The 22,743-nt window shown below is 65.9% G+C and carries 21 protein-coding genes and 1 tRNA gene; 8 read left to right on the top strand and 14 right to left on the bottom strand.

Annotated elements, in window-relative coordinates; all coding sequences use genetic code 11:
- Positions 1 to 48: 48 nt before the first annotated feature.
- From AB0L82_RS20355 to AB0L82_RS20390, 8 genes are all read right to left on the bottom strand, one after another.
- Positions 49 to 1,266, bottom strand: coding sequence for an acyl-CoA dehydrogenase family protein (locus AB0L82_RS20355; protein WP_364638226.1), 1,218 nt, complete (start codon positions 1,264 to 1,266; stop codon positions 49 to 51).
- Positions 1,263 to 2,414: a dimethylsulfone monooxygenase SfnG gene (gene sfnG, locus AB0L82_RS20360; protein WP_364638229.1), complete on the bottom strand. Its 1,152-nt coding sequence runs from the start codon at positions 2,412 to 2,414 to the stop codon at positions 1,263 to 1,265. The genes AB0L82_RS20355 and sfnG overlap by 4 nt, the downstream gene beginning before the upstream one ends.
- 90 nt (positions 2,415 to 2,504) lie before the next feature.
- The gene (locus AB0L82_RS20365; RefSeq protein WP_364638232.1) at positions 2,505 to 3,416 is read right to left on the bottom strand and encodes a LysR family transcriptional regulator; all 912 of its coding nucleotides are present in this window, start codon (positions 3,414 to 3,416) and stop codon (positions 2,505 to 2,507) included.
- 121 nt (positions 3,417 to 3,537) lie between these two features.
- Positions 3,538 to 4,158: a GNAT family N-acetyltransferase gene (locus AB0L82_RS20370; RefSeq protein WP_364638235.1), complete on the bottom strand. Its 621-nt coding sequence runs from the start codon at positions 4,156 to 4,158 to the stop codon at positions 3,538 to 3,540.
- Between the two features lie 95 nt (positions 4,159 to 4,253).
- Positions 4,254 to 4,325, bottom strand: a tRNA-Val gene (locus AB0L82_RS20375).
- Positions 4,326 to 4,388: 63 nt separating this feature from the next.
- Entirely contained in the window at positions 4,389 to 4,853 is a 465-nt protein-coding gene (locus AB0L82_RS20380) for a peroxiredoxin (protein WP_364638238.1), read from the bottom strand.
- Positions 4,854 to 4,942: 89 nt separating this feature from the next.
- Complete coding sequence (locus AB0L82_RS20385; RefSeq protein WP_364638242.1) at positions 4,943 to 5,368, bottom strand: DUF3052 domain-containing protein; 426 nt, start codon at positions 5,366 to 5,368, stop codon at positions 4,943 to 4,945.
- A 126-nt stretch (positions 5,369 to 5,494) separates the two neighbouring features.
- Entirely contained in the window at positions 5,495 to 6,052 is a 558-nt protein-coding gene (locus AB0L82_RS20390) for a hypothetical protein (RefSeq protein ID WP_364638245.1), read from the bottom strand.
- 211 nt (positions 6,053 to 6,263) lie between these two features.
- On the opposite strand from AB0L82_RS20390, the gene aceE reads away from it, so the two are divergent.
- The 6 genes from aceE to AB0L82_RS20420 all read left to right on the top strand — a co-directional run bounded on the left by aceE (position 6,264) and on the right by AB0L82_RS20420 (position 14,788).
- On the top strand, positions 6,264 to 9,137 hold the full coding sequence (gene aceE, locus AB0L82_RS20395; RefSeq protein WP_364640352.1) for a pyruvate dehydrogenase (acetyl-transferring), homodimeric type: 2,874 nt from the start codon (positions 6,264 to 6,266) through the stop codon (positions 9,135 to 9,137).
- A 45-nt stretch (positions 9,138 to 9,182) separates the two neighbouring features.
- A complete protein-coding gene (locus AB0L82_RS20400; RefSeq protein ID WP_364640355.1) occupies positions 9,183 to 10,481 on the top strand; it encodes a helix-turn-helix domain-containing protein in 1,299 nt (432 codons plus the stop codon).
- A 127-nt stretch (positions 10,482 to 10,608) separates the two neighbouring features.
- Entirely contained in the window at positions 10,609 to 11,523 is a 915-nt protein-coding gene (locus tag AB0L82_RS20405) for an ACP S-malonyltransferase (RefSeq protein WP_364638248.1), read from the top strand.
- A gap of 105 nt (positions 11,524 to 11,628) precedes the next feature.
- The gene (acpM, locus tag AB0L82_RS20410) at positions 11,629 to 11,928 is read left to right on the top strand and encodes a meromycolate extension acyl carrier protein AcpM (protein WP_364638251.1); all 300 of its coding nucleotides are present in this window, start codon (positions 11,629 to 11,631) and stop codon (positions 11,926 to 11,928) included.
- Positions 11,929 to 11,938: 10 nt separating this feature from the next.
- On the top strand, positions 11,939 to 13,189 hold the full coding sequence (locus AB0L82_RS20415) for a KasA/KasB family beta-ketoacyl-ACP synthase (protein ID WP_364638254.1): 1,251 nt from the start codon (positions 11,939 to 11,941) through the stop codon (positions 13,187 to 13,189).
- A gap of 168 nt (positions 13,190 to 13,357) precedes the next feature.
- On the top strand, positions 13,358 to 14,788 hold the full coding sequence (locus AB0L82_RS20420) for a carboxyl transferase domain-containing protein (protein WP_364638257.1): 1,431 nt from the start codon (positions 13,358 to 13,360) through the stop codon (positions 14,786 to 14,788).
- Between the two features lie 147 nt (positions 14,789 to 14,935).
- On the opposite strand, the gene AB0L82_RS20425 is transcribed toward AB0L82_RS20420, so the two are convergent.
- From AB0L82_RS20425 to AB0L82_RS20450, 6 genes are all read right to left on the bottom strand, one after another.
- A complete protein-coding gene (locus AB0L82_RS20425; protein WP_364638259.1) occupies positions 14,936 to 16,327 on the bottom strand; it encodes an FAD-binding oxidoreductase in 1,392 nt (463 codons plus the stop codon).
- A gap of 259 nt (positions 16,328 to 16,586) precedes the next feature.
- Positions 16,587 to 17,000, bottom strand: coding sequence for a hypothetical protein (locus AB0L82_RS20430; RefSeq protein WP_364638262.1), 414 nt, complete (start codon positions 16,998 to 17,000; stop codon positions 16,587 to 16,589).
- 65 nt (positions 17,001 to 17,065) lie between these two features.
- Entirely contained in the window at positions 17,066 to 17,599 is a 534-nt protein-coding gene (locus AB0L82_RS20435) for a DUF3145 domain-containing protein (protein ID WP_364638265.1), read from the bottom strand.
- A gap of 119 nt (positions 17,600 to 17,718) precedes the next feature.
- Complete coding sequence (locus AB0L82_RS20440; RefSeq protein ID WP_364638267.1) at positions 17,719 to 18,531, bottom strand: serine hydrolase domain-containing protein; 813 nt, start codon at positions 18,529 to 18,531, stop codon at positions 17,719 to 17,721.
- Between the two features lie 10 nt (positions 18,532 to 18,541).
- The gene (locus AB0L82_RS20445) at positions 18,542 to 19,924 is read right to left on the bottom strand and encodes an amino acid permease (protein WP_364640358.1); all 1,383 of its coding nucleotides are present in this window, start codon (positions 19,922 to 19,924) and stop codon (positions 18,542 to 18,544) included.
- Between the two features lie 296 nt (positions 19,925 to 20,220).
- On the bottom strand, positions 20,221 to 20,595 hold the full coding sequence (locus AB0L82_RS20450) for a MerR family transcriptional regulator (protein ID WP_364638270.1): 375 nt from the start codon (positions 20,593 to 20,595) through the stop codon (positions 20,221 to 20,223).
- Positions 20,596 to 20,640: 45 nt separating this feature from the next.
- Between AB0L82_RS20450 and AB0L82_RS20455 the strand changes: the two genes are divergently transcribed.
- A complete protein-coding gene (locus tag AB0L82_RS20455) occupies positions 20,641 to 21,411 on the top strand; it encodes an alpha/beta hydrolase (protein ID WP_364638273.1) in 771 nt (256 codons plus the stop codon).
- Positions 21,412 to 21,447: 36 nt separating this feature from the next.
- The gene (locus tag AB0L82_RS20460) at positions 21,448 to 22,638 is read left to right on the top strand and encodes a serine hydrolase domain-containing protein (RefSeq protein ID WP_364638276.1); all 1,191 of its coding nucleotides are present in this window, start codon (positions 21,448 to 21,450) and stop codon (positions 22,636 to 22,638) included.
- Positions 22,639 to 22,743 lie beyond the last annotated feature (105 nt).

The raw sequence follows: 22,743 nt of genomic DNA on the forward strand, positions 1-22,743 counted from the left end.
TCTCGCCTCCGAAGTCCACTCGGCCCACGCTGCAACGGATTCGGCGCGTCATGACGCCGCCTCGGGTGTCCGCTCGCCTGCGCTCCAGGCGAACGGCAGATCCGTGCCGTTGAGCAGATGATCGCCTATCGCCCGGGCCTTCTGGATCGCGGGATTGTGCACCGAGATGGTGCGGGCATTGCGCCAGTGCCGGTCCAGGCGCAGCCGCTCCGAAACCGCTGACGCGCCACCGACTTCGAAGAGCAGGGTGGTCGCGGGCAGCACCAGGTCGATCACCGCGAGCTGTGCGCGAGCGGACGCGAGTTCGGCTGCCACCACGAGACCTTCGTCCTGGGCCCGGTCGTTCAGCACCTCGTCGAGCGCATCGGCGACCGCGAGCACACTGGCCTCGGCGGCGAAGGCGGCGGCGGACAGGCGGCCGATCACCTGCTGCACCAGCGGATCCCGGCGGGGCAGGTCGGCGGCCGAATGCGTATAGCCGCGGGTGCGTGCGGCCACCCACTCCCGAGCGTCTCGCTCCGCCCGCCGGGCGATCCCGGCCAGCACCGCAAGCTGGACCAATTGCAGATAGGCCGTCGCGTAGGTGGGTCCGGGCGCACCGTATCCGGGGCCGAGCACATTGTCCTCGGTCACCAGCACATCGGTGAATTCCGTTGTCCCGCTGGCGGTGAGCCGCTGCCCGAAGCCGTCCCAATCATCGGACTGACGCACGCCCTCGGCGTTCGCTTCGACAAGCACACCGACCCGCTCGCCGTCCCGATCCGCCGCCGCCACAATGTAATCCGCGTACAGCGAGCCGGTGCTGTAGAACTTCGTGCCATTGAGCCGCCAGATCGCACCATCGCGAGTCAGCTTCGTGCGATAGTGGTCGACCGCGCCGACACCCGGTTCGGTGATGGCATTGCCGACCAGACTGCCCTGCGCCACCGAACGCAACCACTGCTCGCGGGCTGGATTGGGCTCGGCCAGCAACTGGTCCTCCACGAAGGAGAAATGCACCCGAAGTGCCTGCGGCAGATTGGATTCGGCGGCGGCCAGTGCGATCAGCTGCCGGAACAGCTGGCGGACCGTGACGCCGTACCCGCCGTATTCGACCGGTACCCGCAGCGCGCCGAACTTCGCGGCGCGCAACAGGTTCACCTCCTCGAACAGCAGTCTGCGATCGGTTTCGCGTTGCACCGCGCCCTCGCCTATGCGAGCGAAGATGGGGCCGAAGATCGCGTCCAGTTCGGCGTCGGTGGTGGACTTCGCCTCTACGGTGGTCATCGCGCCACCCCCACCGGCTCCGGAGTGCCCGCAAGCAATTCGGCTTCGAGTTCCCGCACGATCGGCAGCACCCGGCTGCCGAAATATTCGACTTCCTCGTGGTAGTGCAGGAATCCGAGCAGCAGCAGGTTCACCCCGCGCTTCTTGTACTCGATGATCCGGTGCGCGATCTGCTCGGGCGTGCCGATGAGCTTGGAGCGGAAACCGTCGTTGTACTGCACCAGATCCTCGAAGGACGAATCAGCCCACATGCCGCGCTTGTCGCCGGCGGAATTGCCCGCCTGCTGCACCGCACCCCGGAAGCCTTCCACCGCTTCGGGATTGGCCTTGGCGACGATCTCGCGCAGCGTTTCCTTGGCCTCGGCTTCGGTATCGCGGGCGATCAGGAATCCATTGAGCCCGAACTTCACTGTGCGGCCGTGCTCGGCGGCCGAGGCGCGGACCTCGGTGATCTGCTCGGTAATGCCGTCGTAGTCCTTGCCATTGCTGAAATACCAGTCCGACACCCGGCCCGCCATCGCGCGTGCCGCGGTCGAATTTCCGCCCTGGAAGATCTCCGGATGCGGGCGGCCCTCCGAGGTCAACGGCTTGGGTTTGAGGTCGTATCCGCGCAGTCGGTAGAAGTCGCCCGCGAATTGAGCCGCGTCCTCGGTCCAGCTCTTGCGCAGCACCTCGATGAATTCCTCTGAGCGCCGGTAACGTTCGTCATGTTCGAGCCAGGGTTCACCGAGCGCGGTGAACTCACCCTTGAACCAGCCGCTCACCACATTCACCGCGGCCCGGCCGCCGGAAAGGTGATCGGCGGTGGCGATCAGCTTCGCCAATACGCCCGGCTGCCACAGCCCCGGATGAACGGCCGCGATCACCTTGAGTCGTTCGGTGGCCAGCAATAACGCCAGGCTGAAACTCGTCGACTCATGTTGGTACGCAGCGCCATAACTCGCCATGTACCGCACCTGGGTCAGCGCGTATTCGAATCCGTTGTTCTCGGCCAGCACCGCGAGCTTCCGGTTGTACTCATAGCTCCAATCGGTGCGCTGCTCGATATCACTGATGACGAGGCCGCCACTGACATTCGGCACCCAATAGGCGAATTTCAAAGGTTCTGCGACACTGTCGAATTCATGGTTCACGAACGAAGCAGTCATGAGCACCACCTTAAAATTGACGAAACATGCTGTCCAACAGGCATTTTCGATGTCGTGATAAGTTTTCCCTACCACCGTGCGCAGGAATGTTCAGGCCGCTCGCACACCCAGTGCACCGGCGCGTCTGACCAGTACGTCATGCAGGGCGCGCGCCGCCTGTGGTGGCGCGGTGGATTTACGCCGTTGCGCGACCAGAAGCACTTCGGTAGAACGACAATCCAGCGGACGCCACGTAATCACGCCACTCGCTTCCAGCGGATCATCAGCAATGCTGTAATCGGGAAGTATGGTGGCCCCCAAGCCATTTGCCACCATGATCTTCCCCATTTCCGCGCCATCGACGGAATATGAGAACAGCGGCTGCCTGCCGTCGAGCAGCCGATGCACGAACCGGTGCATCACATATCCGGATCGCATGACGATCAACGGCTCCCCCAGCAGATCATCAACCCCCACAACGGCCAATCGCGCCAGCCGACTGTCGGCCCGCACACACACCACCGGCCGCCCCCGCAACAACTCCGTACTGTGAAACTCCGGAGCCAGATCATCCCCCCGCAAATAATTCACCAGCCCCAGATCGAAACTCCCCTCCCGCAGGGCGGTATGAATCTCCCCCTGCTGCGCATCCACCACCTCCACCTGCGTCTGCGCATGCGACTCCCGAAACTCCCGGATAGCGGGCAAAACCAGCGACACCGTAGCCGCACTGACGGTCCCCACCCGCACCATCCGACTGACCCGGTGCTGCTCATCCGCCGCCCGCCGCAACGAATCCACCGCCTCGACGACCTGCGCGATATAGGGCAACAACTCCCGCCCCTCGGCACTGATCCGAGCCCCCGACCGCCGCCGATCCAACAGCTCCACCCCGAGCTCCCGCTCCAGATTCCGCAGCGTCTCGCTCAACGCAGGCTGCGAAACATGCAACTCCTCAGCCACCCGCCGCAAAGACCCCAACCGGGTTACGGCCTGCACATACTCGAGCTGCTCGATCCGCATAGATCCCTCTCCATCAGCGATCCCGCATGCCCTCCCTTCCCCAAGGGTGCAGCGCCATCGCCCCCGGCAAGAGGGTTGCAATCACGAAGAAGTCAATACGCCCGACCCGAACCGCACGAACTCAGGGTTCGTACCGCATAAGCCAGTTGCGCGGCCCGCCCTTCGGCAGCTCGAGCGTCGCAACCACTTCGAACCCGAACCGCTGGTAATACGGAACGTTCTCGGCTTTCGCCGTCTCCAAATGCGCCGGCAGCCCATCCGCCGCACACCGCGCCAACCCCGCCGCCATCAACGCCCGCCCGTACCCCCGGCCCCGCACCTCCGCGGCAGTCGCGATGGCCATCAGATGCCAATGATGTTCCGCGACATGAGCACCCGCCAGCTGCCGCGCCCCCTCCATCAGCAGCGGCACCCGCGACCCGAAAATCCGCCGCCGCCTCACCCAGTCCGCCAGCGTCCGCGGCGTCCGCACCCGAGTGGTATTCATCCAGAGCGCCGCCCCCACAATCCGATCCCCATCCACAACGGCGAGATCGACCCCCTCACTCGTCCGCCCCGACTCCATATAGGAATCCTCGAACGCCATCCGCAGTTCCTTCAACCGCGACCCCGCATGCGGATGCATCCACCGCGCATGCGGATCATCCTCGAACGCCTCCGCGAGCATTCGCGCCACCGCCACCTTGTCGACCGGCACCCCGCGCCGAACGGTCTCGCCGAATACGCCCGGGTCCTCGCTCACCACTCCGCCTCGCCAATCCTGTGTTCCACCGCGCGAATCGCCCCGCGGACGAAAACCGGCAGGTACCTATCGGTACCTGCCGGTTGATTCGAGAGTGGGCGCAGAGGGTTTCGAACCCCCGACCGCTGGTGTGTAAAACCAGTGCTCTACCACTGAGCTATACGCCCGAGTCGTCCCGGCTGGGCCGGGTCGGATGTCGTTCGCGGATCCGAGGATTCGCGGGTGACGGGTTATGAATCTAGCGCGGCGAGGGCTTTCTCCCAAGCCTGCTGGTCACGGGCCTCTCCGGGGCCGTTCATTTCGGCGAAACGGATGATTCCGTCCTTGTCGATGACGAACGTTCCGCGGTTGGGGTAGCCGGATTTCTCGTTGAAGACACCGTAGGACTGGGCTACCGCGCCGTGCGGCCAGAAGTCGGACAGCAGGGGGAAGGTGTAGCCCTGTTCGGCTGCCCAGATCTTGTGGGTGGGCGGGGGGCCTACCGAGATCGCGAGGATTTCGGCGTTGTCGTTCTGGAACTTGGGGAGTTCGTCCCGGACCTTGCACAGCTCGCCCTGGCAGATACCCGTGAAGGCCAGGGGGTAGAAGACGACCAGGATGTTCTTCTCACCGCGGTAGCTCGACAGCGAGACTTCCTGGTTGTTCTGGTCCTTCAGGGTGAAGTCCGGTGCGACCGTGCCGACCTCTAGTGGCATGCGAAACCTCCATCGTGTCCGGGCATTCGAGGACGGCGTGCCACGACATGTGACACGCCGTCCATTCGAAGACCTTAGCGAAGACGCGGTCAGCGCTGCTTCGAGGGCGTCTTGGGTTGTACCAGGCGGCTTCCCGACCAGTCGTTGCCCAGGCTGATCGACGAGGTTTGGGTCAGGCCCGCCGGAGATGCGGACTCGGCGATTTCCGCCGGATCCACATGGCCACTATGGCCGGTCTTGGGTGTCAAGACCCAGACGATGCCGTCATCGGCCAGCGGGGTGATCACGTTGAGGAGTTCGTCGACCAAGTCGCCGTCTCCATCCCGCCACCACAAAAGCACGACGTCGACGACCTCATCGGTGTCTTCGTCGAGCATTTCGGACCCGATGGCCTCTTCAACGGCGGCCCGCAGGCCGTCGTCGGTATCCTCGTCCCAGCCCAGTTCCTGAATCACCATTCCGTGAGTAATGCCAAGCTTCTGAGCGTAGTTCTGCGCGTCCGCCGCGGCGACCACGGTGGCGTCCTCCTCAACTCCAGACAATAGGTAGATGCAAGCGAACATGGTTATGGCCCGTAGCGCAAGCTGATCGGCCGAATTCGCACCCTAAATGTCGTATGTGAGACCTCACGCCCACCCGGATCACCGTGCCGGGCAAGCGTTCCGGACCGCGTTCAAAGCATCGTTGACCTTGTGACTCGCGTCATTGAGCGGTCCCACCGACGAGCTGTTCGTCATTTTTCGAACTTCCGCGGCCAATCCGCGCGCCGCGCCGATGTAATCGGTGAACTTCTGCGCCAGATCGGCCGCCAGGTCCGCACCGGACGCGGTCACCCGCCCCTCGACCGTCTTCGCCGCATCGTCCAAAGCGTTCGCCGCGGCCTCCCGCTTATCGGCCTGGTCGGCGGTCTGACCGTCGTGCGCGTCCACGAAATCGTTGTAGCGATCCACAGCGGTGCCCGTGGTAGCACGGAACGGATCGCAGTTATCGGTCACCGCCTTCGCCTGCGCGGCGGCCGCTTTCGACGCCGCGGCCGCCGTCGACGATGCCGCGGCCTCGGCCTTGTACGAGGTCGCATCCGCCTGATTCACCGTCGCGGTACCCTCGACGGTGCTGGCGCAACCTGCGACAACAAGCCCCAGCCCGACCGTGACGGTCGCACATGCCAATCCGAACCCACGCGGGTTCAGCAGCTTCATCGTCTCCCCGTTCCTGCCTGAGCCGGTTCCCTGGAGAACGGTACTGGATCGTCTGCTGACATGATGAGCTGGGACGCATCATGCACAAGGATGTGAGATGCGCCCCAAACCAATCGTTACGGGTATGCCGCACACCAGCGACTGCCCGGGTGAATGACGCCTATCAGATGTCCCACCCTGTGTACGAGGAGCAATCGTCTTGACCGACCTGATGCACCCCAATCCTTCGTCGAGTCCCACAAATGGCACGGCACGTAATCGCCCGGCGGGGGGCCGGGTCCGAGTGATCCGCGAGGGGGTGGCGTCATACCTTCCGGACATCGATCCGGAGGAGACCAGCGAATGGCTGGACAGCTTCGATGAAATGCTCGAGCGTGAAGGACCGGGTCGCGCCCGCTACCTCATGCTGCGGATGCTGGAGCGCGCCGGCGAACGCCACGTCGCGATCCCCGCGCTGACTTCGACGGACTACGTCAACACCATCCCCACCGAGAACGAGCCCTGGTTCCCCGGCGACGAGGAGACCGAGCGCCGCTTCCGCGCCTACATCCGCTGGAACGCCGCGGTCATGGTGCACCGCGCCCAGCGCCCCGGAATCGGTGTGGGCGGCCATATTTCGACCTACGCGTCGTCCTCGGCCCTCTATGAGGTGGGTTTCAACCACTTCTTCCGCGGTAAGGATCATCCGGGCGGCGGCGACCAGATCTACATCCAGGGCCACGCCTCCCCCGGTATCTACGCGCGCGCGTTCCTCGAGGGCCGCCTCACCGAAGATCAGATGGACGGGTTCCGCCAGGAGTACTCCCACGGCGGCCCCGGAGCCGGTCTCTCGTCCTATCCGCATCCGCGGCTCATGCCGGACTTCTGGGAATTCCCCACGGTCTCCATGGGTTTGGGCCCGATGAACGCCATCTACCAGGCGCGTTTCAATCACTACCTGCACGATCGCGGTATCAAGGACACCTCCGATCAGCACGTGTGGGCGTTCCTCGGCGACGGCGAGATGGACGAGCCGGAATCGCGCGGCCTCATCCAGGTCGCCGCGAACGAGGGCCTGGACAATCTGACCTTCGTCATCAACGCCAACCTGCAGCGCCTGGACGGCCCGGTGCGCGGCAACGGCAAGATCATTCAGGAACTGGAGTCGTTCTTCCGCGGCGCCGGCTGGAATGTCATCAAGGTGGTCTGGGGCCGCGAGTGGGACTCGCTACTCCAAGCCGACCGCGACGGCGCGCTGGTCAACCTGATGAACACCACCCCCGACGGCGACTACCAGACGTACAAGGCCAATGACGGCGCGTACGTGCGCGAACACTTCTTCGGTCGCGATCCGCGCACCAAGGAGCTGGTGAAGGGCCTGTCCGACAGTCAGGTCTGGAACCTCAAGCGCGGCGGCCACGACTATCGCAAGATCTACGCGGCGTACGCGGCGGCCATGGCGCACAAGGGACAGCCGACGGTCATCATCGCCAAGACCATCAAGGGCTACGGCCTGGGCAAGCACTTCGAAGCCCGCAATGCCACGCACCAGATGAAGAAGATGACCCTGGACGACCTCAAGTCGTTCCGCGATGTGCAGCGCATTCCGATCACCGATGAGCAGCTCGAGGCCAATCCGTATCTGCCGCCGTACTACCACCCCGGTATGGACGCGCCGGAAATCCAGTACATGATGGGCCGCCGTAAGCAGCTGGGCGGTTTCGTGCCCGAGCGGCGTACCGCAGCAAAGCCTCTGCAACTTCCGGGCGATGAGGCCTACCGTTCGGTCCGCAAGGGCTCGGGCAAGCAGAGCGTGGCCACCACGATGGCCTTCGTGCGCCTCATGAAGGAACTGTTGCGGGATAAGGAAATCGGCAAGCGCATCGTGCCGATCATCCCGGACGAGGCCCGCACCTTCGGTATGGACTCGTGGTTCCCTTCGTTGAAGATCTACAACCGCAACGGTCAGTTGTACACATCGGTCGACGCCGAATTGATGCTTGCCTACAAAGAGTCGAGCATCGGCCAGATTCTGCACGAGGGCATCAACGAAGCCGGATCGACCGCGTCCTTCACGGCCGTTGGCACCTCGTACAGCACGCACGGCGAGCCGATGATCCCGCTGTACATCTTCTACTCGATGTTCGGTTTCCAGCGCACCGGGGACGGTCTGTGGGCCGCCGCGGATCAGATGGCGCGCGGATTCGTCCTCGGAGCAACCGCCGGGCGAACCACACTGACCGGAGAGGGCCTGCAGCACAACGACGGTCACTCGCTGCTGCTGGCATCGACCAATCCGGCGTGTGTCCCGTACGACCCGGCCTTCGCCTTCGAAATCGCCCATATCGTGCGAGATGGCTTGCGCCGCATGTACGGCGGCGGCGTCGGCGTCACCGGGTATCAAGAAGCCTTGCCGGGCACCGATCCCGAAGCGCATTCGGAGCATCACGACTTCGGCGGCGAGGACATCTTCTACTACATCACCCTCTACAACGAGCCGCAGTCACAGCCGGCCGAGCCGGAGAACCTGGATGTGGAGGGCCTGCTCAAGGGCATCTACCTCTACAAGCGCGGTGGTGAGGGCGCGGTGCGCGCCCAGATCCTGGTCGCGGGCGTCACCATGCCCGACGGCCTGCGCGCCCAGGAGATGCTGGCCGAGGAGTGGGGCGTACAGGCGGACGTCTGGTCCGTGACCTCCTGGGGTGAGCTGCGAAAAGAGGCTCTCGCCAAGGAGATCCAGAAGTTGCGGCATCCGGACACCGATCCGGGCCAGCCGTACATCACCCAGGCGCTCGGACAGGCCGAGGGCCCGTTCGTGGCCGCCTCGGACTGGATGCGCGCGGTACCGGATCAGATCCGCCAGTGGGTGCCGGGCAAGTTCATCTCGCTCGGCACGGACGGTTTCGGTTTCTCCGACACCCGTCCGGCAGCCCGCCGCGTCTTCAACGTGGATGCCGCATCGATCGTGGTAGCGGCCCTTTCCGGGCTCGCCGAGGCCGGCAAGATCGACCGCGCCAAGCTGGTCGAGGCAGCCGCCAAATACCGCATCGACGATGTGAACGCCGCGCCGAAGGCGGCACCCGGTAGTGAAGGTGGCGACGCATAACGCACGATTAACACCGTGGAACGTAAACCGCCGAGGCCGCGCCGGATCAACGAAGGCTCCTCCGAACACGAGGTCTACCTTCCGACCGGCGCGCTCTCGCCGAACCGCCAGACCCGAGACCCCCTACCGGACACGCTGCTCAAGCGGGTAAAACAGTTCTCGGGCCGACTCTCCACCGAGGCCGTGTCCTCGATGCAGGAGCGGTTGCCGTTCTTCGCCAATCTGGATGCCGCGCAACGCGCCGGTGTCCAGATGCTGGTGCAGACCGCGGTGGTGAACTTCCTGGAGTGGCTGCAGGATCCGGAGAGCGATATCAGGTTCAGCCTGGACGCTTTCCAGGTCATCCCGGACGATCTGGCGCGGCGGCTGACGCTGCGCCAGACCGTCGACATGGTCCGCGTGGCCATGGAGTTCTTCGAACAGTGGCTGCCCGCGCTGGCGCGCAATGACCGGCAGCTGGTGGCTTTGACCGAGGCGGTGCTGCGATACGGCCGTGAGCTGGGCTTCGCGGCCGCATCGGTGTACGCCAGCGCGGCGGAATCGCGCGGCGCGTGGGATACCCGGCTGGAAGCGCTGGTCGTGGACGCGGTGGTACGCGGCGATACCGGGCCCGAAATGCTCTCGCGCGCCGCCACTCTCAACTGGGATGCCACCGCACCGGCGACGGTGCTGGTCGGCACGCCCCCCAAAGATCAAGTGGCCGTGGTCGGTTCGGTGCATTCGGTGGCCGCCCGGCACGGTCGCAACGCTCTGGCGGTGGTGCAGGGATCGCGCCTGGTCATGGTGGTCAGCGGCCATCTGGGCGACACCATGTACCCCTCGCCCTTCCTCGCCGACCTGCTCAGCGAGGCTTTCTCGGACGGTCCGGTGGTCATCGGCCCGACCACCCGCACGCTGTCCGTCGCACATATAAGTTCTGTCGAGGCGATGGCCGGTATGGAGGCCGTGGTGGGCTGGCGCAGCGCGCCACGCCCGGTGCACGCGACCGAACTGCTGCCCGAGCGTGCGCTTTTGGGAGATCGTGCCGCGGTAACCGCCCTCAACGAGCTGCTTGTGCTACCGTTGGCCGCCGCTGCGGGCGAGCTGTCCAATACCTTGGACGCCTACCTGGACTGCGGCGGTGCCGTAGAGACTTGCGCACGGCAACTGTTCGTTCATCCAAATACCGTCCGCTATCGGTTGAAGCGAATCGCCGACATCACGGGACGTGATCCGATGAACCCGCGCGATGCCTACGTGTTACGAATCGCGTCCACGATAGGTCGCCTGACGCGAATCCGTAACGAATCGCCCACTTCGGCCCCAGATGTAACCCCCGTCACAGAACCTAAAGATGGGATGTAACGCGTCTGGGGAATCGGACGATCCGAACAACCCACGTGCCCTTTTGTAGACTCCTCACAAAAGACTCCGGCAAGCTTCATTCGCGCCGACATCTCGTGAGATGGGCACCACAGTGTTTTCTAGAGACGTGATCGCAGTGTTCGCCCCAGGACAGGGCTCTCAGACACCCGGCATGCTCACCCCTTGGCTCGAACTGCCCGGCGCGGCCGATCGAATCGCGCTGTGGTCGAAGGCTTCGGGACTGGACCTGCTGCGGTTGGGTACCACGGCGACCGCCGAGGAGATCACCGATACCGCGGTGACTCAGCCTCTGGTGGTCGCGGCAGCACTTCTGGCCTTCGCGGAAATCCCCACGGATTCGCTTCCCGCGGATACCATCGTCGCCGGACACTCGGTGGGCGAACTTGCCGCCGCCGCCATCGCGGGGATCATCTCCTCCGATGACGCGGTAGCACTGGCCGCTCTCCGCGGTGCGGAGATGGCCAAGGCTTGCGCACTCGAGCCGACCGGTATGTCCGCGGTGCTCGGCGGTGACGAAGCCGTCGTGCTCGCCCGGCTCGACGAACTCGGCCTGATCCCGGCCAACCGCAACGCGGTCGGTCAGATCGTGGCGGCGGGTAGGCTGGACGCGCTCGCAGAGCTTGCGAGCAACCCGCCCGAAAAGGCGCGCGTCCGAGCCCTTCCCGTCGCAGGCGCTTTCCACACCGCGTTCATGGCACCCGCCCAGGACGCAGTGGCAGCGGCCATCGCCAAGATCGCTCCCGGTGAGCCGATCCGGACCCTGCTGTCGAACTTCGACGGTAAGCCGGTGAGCTCCGGACAGGATGCGGTCGATAAGCTCGCTGCCCAGGTCACGCGCCCCGTGCGCTGGGATCTGTGCACCGAAACCGTTCGCGCGGCAGGTGTTTCCGCGGTGGCAGAGCTGCCACCGGCCGGCACCCTGGTCGGCATCGCCAAGCGGGAGCTCAAGGGCACCCCGAATCTGGCGCTGAAGACTCCCGCGGACATCCCCGCGCTGGCCGAACTCACCACCACGGGCTAGCTTGACTCGCGGCTCGCTTCGTCAACGGCGACGAAGGCAAACGAGCCGCAAGCACGAAAACCAAAAAATCGACCCACTACAGGAATCAAGAAGGGAGCCACCACAGTGGCCGCTCTGACCCAGGAACAGATCGTCGAAGAGCTCGGCAAGATCATCGAAGAGGTGACCGGTATCGAGCCCTCCGAGGTGACCATCGAGAAGTCCTTCGTCGACGACCTGGACATCGACTCCCTGTCGATGGTCGAGATCGCCGTTCAGACCGAGGACAAGTACGGCGTCAAGATCCCGGACGAGGACCTTGCCAGCCTGAAGACCGTCGGCGACGCCGTCTCCTACATCCAGAAGCTGGAGGCCGAGAACGCCGACGCCGCTGCGGAGCTCAAGTCCAAGTTCGGAAACGAGTAGGACCGCAACTGTGACCACTCCTTCCACCTTGAACGGGAACTTCCCCAACGTTGTCGTCACGAGCATGGCGGCGACCACGTCGATCGCCGGTGACGTCGATGCGACGTGGAAGGGACTCCTCAACGGCGAGAGCGGCATTGACGTTCTCGAGGATGACTTCATCGAGGAGTACGACCTTCCGGTTCGCATCGGCGGACACCTCAAGGTGTCGCCGGACACGCTGCTCAGCCGGGTCGAGATCCGCCGTATGGCGTATGTCGAGCGGCTGGCGACCGTCCTCGGTCGCGAAGTCTGGAAGAACGCCGGCTCCCCCGAGGTCGACCCGCTGCGCCTCGGCGTCGCGATCGGCACCGGCCTCGGTGGCGGCGACGCGCTCATCGATTCGGTCGACAAGCTGAAGAACGGTGGCTATCGCAAGATCTCGCCGCTGGCTGTTCAGATGGTCATGCCGAATGGTCCCTCCGCCGTTGTCGGTCTCGAGCTCAAGGCCCGGGCAGGAGTGATCACTCCGGTCTCGGCGTGCTCGTCGGGTTCGGAAGCCATCGCCAACGCGTGGCGGATGATCGTCATGGGTGACGCCGATATGGTCGTCACCGGTGGCGTCGAAGGCTTCATCGATTCGGTGCCGATCGCGGCCTTCTCGATGATGCGTGCGATGAGCACTCGCAACGACGATCCGAAGGGCGCCTCGCGTCCGTTCGACAAGGATCGTGACGGCTTCGTCTTCGGCGAAGCGGGCGCACTCATGGTCGTCGAGACCGAGGAGAGCGCCAAGGCTCGTGGTGCGACCATCCACGCCCGGTTGATGGGCGCGGGCATCACTTCGGACGGCTTCCACCTGGTGGCGCCGGATCCGGAGGGCAGCGGTGCCGGTCGGGCCATGCAGCGCGCGATGCAGACGGCGGGTCTGTCCCCCAAGGACATCACCCACGTCAACGCGCACGCGACTGCCACCCCCATCGGTGACACCGCGGAGAAGAACGCGATTCACAAGGCTGGCGTTGCCCATGCCTCGGTCTACGCACCCAAGTCCGCCCTGGGCCACTCGATCGGCGCCGTCGGCGCGCTCGAGTCGGTACTCACGGTCCTCAGCATCCGGGACGGCATCGTCCCTCCGACGCTGAATCTGGAGAACCAGGATCCGGAGATCGACCTGGATGTCGTGCACGGCGAAGCTCGTCGTCAGGACATCGAGTACGCGATCAACAACTCTTTCGGTTTCGGTGGGCACAATGTCGCGCTCGCCTTCGGCCGGTACTGACGCACCAACTGGTGCACCGATAACTCGGCACCGCAGCGCCGGTTTGTAAGACAAGTGGTCCCGGCGGGGATTCGGATGCGATCCCGCACCCGAATCCCCCCGGGACTTCGACATTTTCGCAGCCGCTCTCAGGCGACCGCACTTCCTTAATCAAGAGGAGAGTATGCGATGACCATCATGGCTCCGGCTCATGCCGACACCGCGCTCGATCCCCGCGACCCGCTGGGTAGATTGCAGCGCTTCTTCGATCCCGGGACCGTGCTCCCGCTGCATCCCCGTGACAAGTCCGGCGTCCTCGCCGCCATGGGTGAGGTCGATGGCGTTCGCACCGTCGCCTACTGCTCCGACGCGACCGTCATGGGCGGTGCGATGGGTGTGGAGGGTTGCAAGCACATCGTCGACGCGATCGATACCGCGATCGACTCCAAGATTCCCGTTGTCGGCATCTGGCATTCGGGCGGCGCCCGGCTCGCCGAAGGTGTCGAGGCCCTGCACGCCGTCGGACTGGTCTTCGAGGCCATGGTTCGCGCGTCCGGTCTCGTCCCGCAGATTTCCGTGGTGCTCGGCTTCGCCGCCGGTGGCGCCGCGTACGGTCCCGCACTCACCGATATCGTGATCATGGCCCCCGAGGGCCGTGTCTTCGTCACCGGTCCCGACGTGGTCAAGAGCGTCACCGGCGAGAACGTGGATATGGCGACTCTGGGCGGGCCGGTCACGCACGGCAAGAAGTCGGGTGTGTGCCATATCGTGGCCAATGACGAGGCCGATGCGCTGCATCGCGGGCGTCGGCTGGTGTCGATGTTCGCCGAGCAGGGCGAGTTCGATCTGGTCGCCGCCGCGCACGGCGATGTCGATCTGAAGGCCATGCTGCCCGCATCGGCCAAGCGCGCCTACGACGTGAAGCCGATCGTGCACGAGCTGCTCGACAATGTCGACGGCGAAAGCTCTTTCGAGGAATTGCAGGGCGGGTACGCGCGGTCGATCGTGACCGGTCTGGGCCGTCTCGGCGGGCGCACCGTGGGTGTGCTGGCCAACAACCCGATCCGCATGGGTGGCTGCCTGAACTCCGAAAGTGCCGAGAAGGCAGCGCGTTTCGTGCGCCTGTGCAACTCGTTCGGCATTCCGCTGGTGGTCGTCACCGACGTTCCGGGGTATCTGCCCGGTGTGTCGATGGAGTGGGAAGGCGTGGTGCGTCGCGGCGCGAAGCTGCTGCACGCCTTCGCTGAGGCCCGCGTTCCGCGCGTCACCCTGGTGACCCGGAAGATCTACGGCGGCGCGTACATCGCGATGAACGCACGCTCGCTCGGTGCCACCGCCGTATACGCCTGGCCCGGTTCCGAAGTCGCCGTCATGGGCGCCAAGGCCGCCGTCGGCATCCTCCACAAGCGCGCCATCGCGGCCGCCCCGGAGGAGGAGCGCGAGGCCCTGATCGAGCGCCTGACCGTCGAGCACGAGCAGATCGCGGGCGGCGTGGAGCGCGCCGTGGCGATCGGCGTGGTGGACGAGGTCATCGATCCGAGCAAGACCCGCTCGATCATCGCCGCCGCCCTGGCCGCGGCTCCGTCCCGCCCGAGCCACCTGAAGAACATCCCGCTGTAGGGATTCGCACGTAAAGCCCTGCGGGGCAAGGTAAGTGGGCGGTCTCCCTGGAGACCGCCCACTTTCGCGTCCACGTGATCGGCCTTCGCGGTGGGGCGCGAACCCGGTGGCCCGTGCCCCGGAGGCCGCTATGGCACCGCGACCGGATCAGGCCGGTCGGATGTTGGCGTTGTGGTGCAGGATGTTGTCCGGATCCCAGGTGGTTTTGAGGGCGGCGAGGCGGGAGTACTTGTCGCCGTAGGTGTCTCGGATGCGCTGTTGGTCGTCGTCGACGAGGAAGTTGATGTAGCCAGCGTCGGAGCGGGCGTGCGGGAGCAGGGCGTCCCAGGTGTCGCGGACCCAGGCGCGTTCGGCGTCGAAGTCGGCGGGGTCGGGGCACAGGGCACTGAGGTTCACCGCCCAGCAGGGTTGCCGGGAGCCGCCGAATGCCGTTGCGTCGTCGGCTGTTTCGGAGTAGCGGCCGCGCAGGGGGAAGATGGGGGCGATGGTGAGGGGGGATTTGCGCTGGGGGAAGCGGGTTACCAGTTCGGCGATCACCTCGGCGTTGAGATCGTCTATGTAGAGCGACTTCTCGTAGGCGGGCAAACCGCGCGGGGCGGCGTCGTCGAACATCTGCTGGAGCGCGGTGTACGGGATGGGGGTGACCAGTTCCCAGGCGGGGGCCGGTGCCGCCGCGCGCAGGGGCGCCACCACCTCGGCCAGTTCCTCGGGAGTGCCGAAACCTACTACGGCAGTGACGAATCCGGGCTGGCCCTGATACTGCTCGGGGACGAACGGCAGCGGCGGAGAGCTGACGGCCAGCAGTGCGCCGGTGTATCCGTCGGGCAGGGTCTGCATGCGCTCGACGCCCGCCGCGAGTCCGGCCTCCCCGTCCGCGGGGGTCCAGTAGAGCATGGTGAGCTGGGCCAGCGGCGGCAGATCATGCAGGGCGAAGGTGAATTCGGTGACGATGCCGAAATTGCCGCCGCCACCGCGGATCGCCCAGTGCAGGTCCGGATTCTCATCGGCGGAGGCCGTGACGATATGACCGTCGGCGGTCACCACCTGCGCGGAAATCACACTGTCGCAGGACAATCCGCAGCGTGCGGTGAGCCAGCCCATACCGCCGCCGAGGGTGAGCCCGCCGACGCCGGTATCGCTGATGAAGCCGCCGGTGACCGCGAGCGCGTGCTCGGCCGTCGCCGCGTCGACCTGTGCCCAGGTGGCCCCGCCGCCGACGCGGGCGGTCTTGGCCGCCGGATCGACGGTGACATTCGCGAGCGCACCGAGATCGATGAGCATGGCGTCATCGGCGACCGCGTGCCCGGCGTAATTGTGCCCTCCACCGCGCACGGTGAGATCCAGTCCGTGCCGCCGCGCGTGCAGCAGCGCCCTCGCCACGCCCGCGGCGGACGCGGGCTGCACGATGACCGCCGGTCGGCGGTCGAAACTTCCACTCCATACCTGCCGTGCCGCATCGTATTCGGCGTCTTTCGGGGTCATCACCACACCGTCGATGGTGGCCCGCAGCCCTTCGATATCGAATCCAGCCGTCGTCACTGTGCCGCTCCCTCGCGTACCGCGTCAGGTTCGCCGGGGGTGGGGACCGGGGTGCGTGGCGTAATCGCACCCCGCGCGGTCTCCACCGTCGCCCGGCACTGACGTGTGTCTGTCGCCACACCAGCACTACGGGCGTGCGCGGGGCGAAGTTCATCGCGCACGATGCGGTAGGGCGGGAGGGCTCGAAGGGTGGATCCCGGCCGAAAGCACGCCGGGATGACGGTGGAGCAGCCGCCGGCATGGCCGGGACCGAGATTTTCTAGGAGAGCATGCGCACCTTGTCCGCGGATTCGTTCTGGCTGGCGCACTCCTCGAACGGATTCGGATCGCCTTGGCGCTCACCGCAGACCCAGCGCATATCGGCCACCTCGATGGCCACGTCCCCTTCGGACTTCTTGGTCCGCTCCTGCACATAGCTGGTGGCCACGGACAGCGCCGTCGGGCAGAAATCCGCCCCCTTGGTGGTGAAGGTGACGACGGCGAGCCCATTGGGCCCGGAGCCGCATTGCACGACCTCCTGCCCGGGGAGCGGCTGGGCCGCCATCGCGGGAACGGTGGTGGGTTTGGCCGCGCTGGTGATGGCGGCCGAACTGTCGCCATCCCCGCACGCGGTCAGCGTGAGCGTCGTGGCGGCGAGTGCCGCGACGGCCAGCGGACCCAGGATTCCTCGCACCGCAATCTCCTTATCGCACAGAACCGATGATTACTGTCGGGCGTGTCGTGCGGCGGAGGCGACCGTCAGCCGACGTCGCGGCGCAGCCAGGTGACCTCCGCGCCCTCACCGCCGAGGCGGAAGGGTTCGAGGGCATCGTCCCATGCCGTGCCCAGTGCGCGATCGATCTCGGCGGCAATGTCATTGGCGGATCCGCGACCGCGTTCGCGTGCCTCGGCGACTATCGAGCGCAGTCGCATCTCCCCCACCATGACATCGCCGCTGGCACCGGTCGCGCCGTGCCAGAGGCCGAGGCCGGGCACGAAGCTGTAGCGCTCACCGTCGACCCCTTCGCTGGGATCCTCGGTGACCTCGAAGGCTAGGACGGGCCAATCTCGCAATGCTCCAGCTAACCGCCCACCGGTACCAACTGGCCCGTACCAATCGGTGGTCGCCCGCAAATTTCCGGGAGCCGCGGGCTGTGCGGTCCAACGGAGTTTCGCGGGCGCCTTCAAGGTGGAGGTGAGCGTCCATTCGATATGCGGGCACAGCGCCGCCGGCGACGAATGAATGTAGACCACACCAGACGTCGCGTCGGCGAACTGACTCGTTCCGCGCACCACTAACACCTCCGGCTTCGACGGGGACGTCTTCCCCAACGACCCGCTCCAGCCAGTGTTGCCCGAGCTTACTGGAGTGCCCGGAGTTACGTGTGTTACTTGTCCGCCGTGTCGTGGTTCTAGGCAAACTCCGCGATCACGGCATCGCTGAGGGTCGGCCATGCCGCGCGCGCCCAGTCACCGAAATTTTCGTCCGCCAAAGCGAGACACGCCATGCCGACTTCCGGATCAACCCAGAGGAAAGTTCCCGATTGCCCGAAGTGCCCGAAGGTGCGCGCGGAATTCGCGCCTCCGGTCCAGTGCGGGAGTTTGTGATCCCGAATTTCGAAACCCAGACCCCAGTCGTTGGGACGCTGCGACCCGTAACCCGGAAGTACGCCATTGCGTCCCGGGAACTGCACTGTGCTTGCCTCGGTGAGCAATTCGGCACTCAAGATAGTGGGGTTCAGCAATTCACCGGCGAACCGCAGCAGATCTGCGACCGAGGATTGCCCCGCATGTCCGGCGGGCCCGGCCAGCACCGAGGATGTCATGCCGAGGGGTTCGAAGACGGCCTCGTGCAGGTAGCGATCGAAGGGAATCGCGGTTTGCTCGGCGACGAAATCGGCGAGCAGTTCGAATCCGGCACTGGAGTAGATGCGCCGCAGACCGGGTTCGGCGAGCACCTCGGTGGTGTCGAAGGCCAGGCCGGAGGTGTGCGCCAGCAGATGCCGCACGGTGGAACCGGGTGGTCCGGCGGGCTGGTCCAATTCGACCGCGCCCTCCTCGACGGCCACCAGAACCGCGTACGCCACAAGGGGTTTGGTCACCGAGGCTAGTCGGAACACCCTTTCGAGCTCGCCCTCGGTATCGGTGACGCCCTTATCCCGGACCACGACACCGGCCGCGGTATGCCGGACCGGCCATTGACGAATCTGTTCCAGCGCTCGCACGATCACGAGCCTACGAGTCCGCGGTGACGACGTCCGGCCGGGTCCGATTCAACGCGGACCGGCGGCGACCATAGCTGAAGTACACCACCAGCCCGACCGCCGACCACAGCGTGAAGGCCAGCCAGGTGACCGCGGGCAGATTCCGCAGCAGCCACAGGCACATGCCGACGCCGAGCAGCGGCACCAGCGGGACGAGCGTCCGGAAGGTGCGCGGCAGTTCGGGTTTGGTGCGGCGCAGCACCAGCACGCCGACATTCACCAGGCCGAACGACACCAGGGTGCCGATATTGGTGGCATTGACCAACTCGCCCAAGGGAATCAGCGCGGACAGCACCGCGACCACGCCGCCGACGATCAGGGTGTTGGTGGTCGGCACCCGCTTGGCCCCGACCTTGGACAGCACCTTGGGCATGAGCCCGTCGCGGGACATGGCGACCAGGATGCGGGTCTGCCCGTACAGCACGGTCAGTACCACCGAGGCGATGGCGATGACCGCTCCGGCCGCGAGAATCGTTGCGGGCCAGCCCCTCCCGGTGACCTGCTCCAGCACGGTCGCCAGCGAGGCCCCCGAACTGCTGACATCGTCCACGCCGACGGCGGCGACGGCGGTGAGCGCGACCAGCACGTACACCAGGGTCACGATGCCGAGCGAGATGATGATGGCGCGCGGGAGATCCCGCTGCGGATTCTTGGCCTCCTCACCGGCGGTGGATGCGGCGTCGAAACCGATGAAGGAGAAGAACACCATCGAGGCCGCCGAGCCGATACCGGCGATACCCGCGGGCGCGAAGGGGTGCAGGTTGTCGGAGTTGAAGGCCGTAACCGCCACCGCCACAAAGAAAATCAGCACCGCGATCTTGATCAGCGTGGTGACGGTGGTGACCCGCGCGCTCTCGCGAATCCCGCCGAGCAGCACCGCGGCCGCGAGCAGTACCACGACCGCGGCGGGCAGATTGACGACCCCGCCCTCACTCGGCGCGGACGACAGCGCATCGGGAATCCGCCAGCCGAGCGTCGATCCGAGGAATTCGTTCAGATACGCGCCCCACCCGACCGCGACCGCCGCCACCGAAACCCCGTACTCCAGCAGCAGGCACCATCCGCACACCCACGCGATGATCTCGCCGAGCGTGGCATAGGTGTAGGAGTAGGCCGATCCGGAAACCGGCACGGCCCCGGCCAGTTCCGCGTACGACAGCGCCGAGAAGAGGGCAGCCAAGGCCGCGATCACGAAGGAGACGACCACCGCGGGTCCGGCCAAAGGCGCGGCCTCGCCCAGCACCACGAATATCCCGGTCCCCAGCGTCGCCCCGACCGATAACGCGATCAGCGGTACGAGCCCCATGCTCCGCCGCAATGCGGTGTGCTCACCATCGGAGGTGAGCTGCTCCACGGGTTTGGTCCGCAGCAACGATGCGGTAATCGACGAGAGTCCTGACACGTCCCGCCACGCTACCGGCTCGAACCGCTCTTACCCGCACGCAACCCCGTTGATGAAGGATGCGAGCACAGACGCAGCAATCAGCTCGCGAAGATCGGGCATATCGCGAAAGGTGTGGATCCCGGCCAAAACACGCCGGGGAGGCGGATTCGTATCGGGGACGCGGACTCATGTCGGTGCTGTGGGGCCGCGCCGGGGGCCCTCCGGGCGCGGATGCTGCCGGATGACTACGGCGAAGGCGGGCCGAATCAGGTTCCGTAGGGGCGGGATTGGACGGCCTGCTGTTGCCGGGCCAGGAGGGCGCGGCGGTGGGTCAGTTCGGCTATCTGGGTGTCGAGGCGGGTGAGGCCGTCGTGCACGATTTTTCGAGAGTGGTCGCAGTGGGTGATGCCGGTGTCGATGGCGCAGGGCAGTAGGGCGCGGATATCGCGGGTGGGCAGGCCCGCGTCGAGGAGTTCGCGGATGCGGTGGACTCGGGTGGGGGCGGAGTCGTCGTAGCTGCGGTAGCCGTTGGGGTCGCGGTGTGCGGTCAGCAGGCCCTGCTCCTCGTAGTAGCGGAGCAGGCGGGGTGCGACGCCGGTGATCTGTGATAGTTCGCCGATCAGCACTGTGACCTCCGGCATTCGGGGTTGACCTTCACATCCATGTCAATCCCTAACGTCGCTGCCATGACGAACATTTCGCTCTCCACCACCGTCACCGGATCCGGCCCGGCCCTGCTGCTCGCGCACGGTGCGGGCGGCGGCATCCAGGCGAATTTCGGCGGGCTGATCCCGCTGCTCGCCGAACGCCATCTCGTGATCGGCCCCGATTACCCCGGCGATGACACCGTGCTGGATCTGGACGCGCTGGCCGACGCCCTCGTCGCCGAGGCGGATGCGGCGGGAGCGGCGGAGTTCACGATCATCGGATACTCGCTGGGCACCGCGGTGGCCGTGCGCGCCGCCATCCGCCATCCCGAGCGGGTCCGCGGCCTGATTCTGACCGCCGGTTTCGCCCGCCCGGACAATCGCGCGCGGCTCAATGTGCGACTGTGGCAACGCGCCCTGACCCTGGGTGACCGGGAGTTGTTCGCGCACATCGCACTACTGGCCGGATTCAGCGCCGATTTCGTGAACGCGCTCTCCCCCGAACAGCTTTCGACGGTGCTGGAGCAACTGGCCGCGGGCGTTCCGGGCGGGACGGCCGCTCAGGCCGCCCTGATCGAGACCGTCGACACCACCGCGGATCTGGCGCGCATCACCGTCCCAACTCTGGTGATCGGCCTGACCGGTGATCTGCTTTCCGATCCCGCGAACGCGCGCCGTCAGGCCGAGGACATCGCCGGTGCCGAATATCTCGAACTCTCCGGCGGCCATGTCGTCATGCTGGAGAATCCGGAGCCCTGGCATGCCGCGATTCAGGACTTCCTCGCGCGCATCCCCGCATCGGCGCGCTGACCCGCCCGGGCGTGTCCGGTTACGATCGGACCCACCATGAGTGAGCAGGTCACGGTCCACGGTGAGGTGGACAGCGGGTTCGGTGCGGTCGCGGATGCTTTTCGGCGGAACTTCGCCGCGCACGGGGAGATCGGCGCGTCGGTCGCCGTCTTCGATGGCGACCGGCCGGTGGTCGATCTGTGGGCGGGGCATCGGGATCGCAAGCGCCGGGTGGCCTGGGAGCGGGACACCATGGCTCCGGTGTGGTCGTCCACCAAGGGCATGACGGCGTTCGTCATCGCGTCCGCCGTATCGCGTGGACTGCTGGATTACGAGGCTCCGGTGGCGAAATACTGGCCGGAGTTCGGGGTGCACGGCAAGGAGTCGATCACCGTACGGCAGTTGCTGGATCATCAGGCGGGCCTGGCGGCGCTGGATCGCACGGTGCGACTGCGGGATATGGCCGATCTGGATGGCCTGGCCGAGATCCTGGCCGCGCAGAAACCGTTGTGGCGACCGGGAACCCGGCACGGGTATCACCCGATCACCGCGGGGCTGTATCAGGGTGAACTGATTCGGCGGGTCGATCCCGCGCATCGCACCCTGGGGCAGGTGTTCGCGGAGGATTTCGCGAAGCCGCTCGGCCTGGACTTCTATATCGGCCTGCCGGAATCGGTTTCGCTGGATCGGGTCGCCGAACTCTCCGCCACCGAGGGCCTGGATATCCTGCGCTATGAGCGCGATCTGCCGGTGCGCATCGGCGTGCAGTTGTACGCCAAGCGCGGACTCTCGTTCCGCGCCTTGAACTCTCCGCAGGTGGGTGCGCCCGCGCGCGCCGCGCGCCGGGAATTCCTGGAGGTGGAGAGCCCGGCCGCCGGTGGCGTCGGCACGGCTCGCGCGCTGGCGCGGGTGTACGGCGCGGCGGCGGGCCGCACCGGTGAGCTGCCCATCGACGCGGAACTGTTGGACCGCTTGGCATCCGCCGAAACCGCGAAGGACGTCCCGGCCGAGGATCTGGTGCTGCTCACTCCGAGCCGCTATCATCTGGGCTTCCGGAAGTCCTGCGGCAGTTTCCGTTTCGGTACCGATGCCCGCGCGTACGGCACCACCGGTTACGGCGGTTCCTTCGGATTCGCCGATCCGGCAACGGGTTTGGGCTTCGGCTACACCATGAATCGCCTGGGCATGGCGGTACTGGACGATGTGCGCTCCCGGAATCTGCGCGAGGCGTTGCGTCGCAGCGTGTGACCGCGTTCCTACCCGGGACCGCCGGTCCCAGCGGCTAACCTCGTATTCGCCAGCGGTTTGCCCGCATATCCGGACGGGCGCCCACGAGGTCAGGAGCCGTTCGAT

Source organism: Nocardia sp. NPDC052001 (genome assembly GCF_040680615.1).
Classification (GTDB): Bacteria; Actinomycetota; Actinomycetes; order Mycobacteriales; family Mycobacteriaceae; genus Nocardia.